We start from the raw sequence: 2,460 nt of genomic DNA on the forward strand, positions 1-2,460 counted from the left end.
CCATCCCCTCGAACGGGCCGCCCGAGGCACCCTGGGCGCCATGGCGGAATCGACAGTGCTCTCTGCCGGGGTGGCCGCGTCGACCGTCGCGCACATGCCGCGCATGCTCGAGGTCGGCGCCCACGCCCTCGCCGCGAACGACCAGCTGAACCCGCTGCAGAAGGCAGGCACCGCGCTGGCCCTGGGAACCGCCGTGGCCACGGCGCCCCTGACGGCCGCCACCGCCGCCGCGGCCGTAGGCCTCAAGCACGGCTATCACGTCGGATCGACCCACTCCCCGCAAGAGGCGGTACAAGACGCGATCTCCAACGTGGTGAAATATCACACGCAGTTCGTCCCCAACGGCCTGTCGGCTGTCGAAGGCTTCGCCAGACCGCTGCCCCTCTCAGACACGCCACAGCTCCCCCAGGGCACGCGCTTCTGCGTGGTGGGGGCTGGACCATCCGGCATCTCGGCGGCGCGCCGACTCGTTGCGAAAGGCTACGACGTCACGGTTCTCGAGAAGAATCCGACGCCCGGCGGCAAGGTCGACACCCTCCGCATCGACGACAGACCCTACGAAATGGGCGCCGTGGTCGGCGTTCCCCATTTCGGAACAATAAAGGCCCTGGCGGAAGAGGTCGGGGTTCGACCGCTGCCTGTACCACCGACCCAGACCTACGCCACCACCACGGGAAGCCAGCCCTACACGCCTCTCACCGCGGCTGAGAAGCTGTCGCTGCCGTTCGAAGGCGCGAAGTTCGCCTGGAAGAGCCTCACCGACTGGAGCATGCTGCGGGCCCCCGGTGGCTACGACAAAGCCCCCGCAGAGCTCTCGGTCCCGTTTCACGCGCTCTGCGAGAAAGAGGGCCTCGGCGCCCTCGAGAAAGCGCTGCGCCCGGCCGCGGTGGGGCTCGGCTACGGCTGGCTCGAGAAGACCCCGGCCGCGTACGTGGCCAAGTACTATCCCGTCGAGACCCTGGTACCCGTGGGCAGCTGGAACTTCTGGGAAGGGGGCTACCAGGAGGTCTGGAAGCGGCAGGCCGCGCTGCTCGGCGACCGTGTGAAGTGCGACACCGACGTGCGCGGCATCGAGAGGGGCCCAGACGGCGTCACGGTGCACACCGACAAGGGCGACATGCAGTTCGACCAGCTCGTGATGGCGGCCCCTCCAGCCGCTGATCTCGCGATGCTCGACGCCACGCCCGAGGAACGAGCGCTGCTGAGCCAGGCGAAGACGGTCGACTACCGCGTCTACGTGGCCGAAGCCGAAGGCCTGCCACGAGAGATCGGCTACGTCTATGACAACATGGATGAGGCCCACGCGGGCCACCCCATCTGCTTCTATCCGCACCAGCCCGACCGCAACCTGTACACCTTCTACGTGCTCAACGACGACAAGAAGACCGACGCCGAGGTCGAGGCGAACATCGCCGACGATGTGAAGAAACTCGGTGGAACCCTGGGGGCGGTGCGCGAATCGGCGCGCTGGTCATACTTCCCGCACGTGACGGCCGACGCCATGGCCAACGGCTACTATGGGCGGCTCGAAGGCCTGCAGGGACAGAACCGTACCACCTACGTGGGCGAGCTGTTCAACATGTCGACGGTGAACCACTCGGTGGAGTACGCGCAGCAGGCCATGGAACGGTTCTGAGGCGCGCTGGGGGAAGGCCTCACTCGTTCCTGGCCCGGAGGTTCTTCGACAGAAGGGCGACCAGGCGATCGCGATGATCGCTGGCCACGGAAGTGAAGGCCACCCCCAGTTCCCAGGTGTCGGCTTCACGCTTGAGGCAGCGCACCACCACTCCCTGACACATCAGCGGGGCGTCCTTGGAGGCCAGGATGATGCTCGCGCTCACCGACGTGTTGCGCGGCAGCGGCGCACCCACCGAGATGAGCGCGCCGCCCACGGCGATGTCGCGCACCAGGCCGTCGAAGGTCCCGTCACTTGCCGTGCCGACGACCACGGGAAGCTCAGCCGCGAGGCGCGGCGCCTTGCGATTCTCGCGACCCTCGCCCACGCTGACCTTGCACTCCTCGAGAAGGAAGCGCGCCACCGACTCGCGCTGGGCCTTCGTCCTGGTATCGAAGGTGAGGCCCGCCTGGAAGCTCGTTCTCTCTCGAGAGGCCCGCACCCACACCACGGTGGCGCACGGCGCCGTCGGGTCCTTGCCGAAGTCGAGCACGCGCTTCCAGACCATGTTGCGGCGATTGCCGTCCGGGGCCGTCTTGTAGAGAAAGAGACGTTCGCCGTTCTTGAGACGGCGTTCTCCCTCGACACGAAGGCCGCGCGGCCCGATGTCGAGCGCCGTGAGGACGACCTGCACAGGCAGATCGCGCACCCCGATGAGCCCGATCTGCCTGCTCACCCGCTGCATGCGGCGCCGCTCCTCGGCCGCCACCTGCGCCCCAGAGAGCCCGACCACGTACTTGAAACGCTCGATGATGTCGGTCCAGCCCATGCGCCCGCTCCTCTGG

2 protein-coding genes are annotated in these 2,460 nt (G+C 67.6%); one reads left to right on the plus strand and one right to left on the minus strand.

Features of this window, described 5'->3' with window-relative positions:
- Positions 1 to 1,636: hypothetical protein (locus EB084_23680; protein ID NDD31263.1), on the plus strand; the 1,636-nt coding region annotated here is incomplete at its 5' end.
- A gap of 19 nt (positions 1,637 to 1,655) precedes the next feature.
- Here EB084_23680 and EB084_23685 read toward each other — a convergent pair.
- On the minus strand, positions 1,656 to 2,444 hold the full coding sequence (locus tag EB084_23685) for a PilZ domain-containing protein (GenBank protein NDD31264.1): 789 nt from the start codon (positions 2,442 to 2,444) through the stop codon (positions 1,656 to 1,658).
- Positions 2,445 to 2,460: the final 16 nt, after the last annotated feature.

This window comes from Pseudomonadota bacterium (assembly GCA_010028905.1).
Taxonomy (GTDB): Bacteria; Vulcanimicrobiota; Xenobia; order RGZZ01; family RGZZ01; genus RGZZ01.

Bases quoted from the DNA above. Each gene is read 5' to 3' on its own strand.
- EB084_23685 (NDD31264.1), bottom strand. From the start codon at position 2,444: ATGGGCTGGACCGACATCATCGAGCGTTTCAAGTACGTGGTCGGGCTC.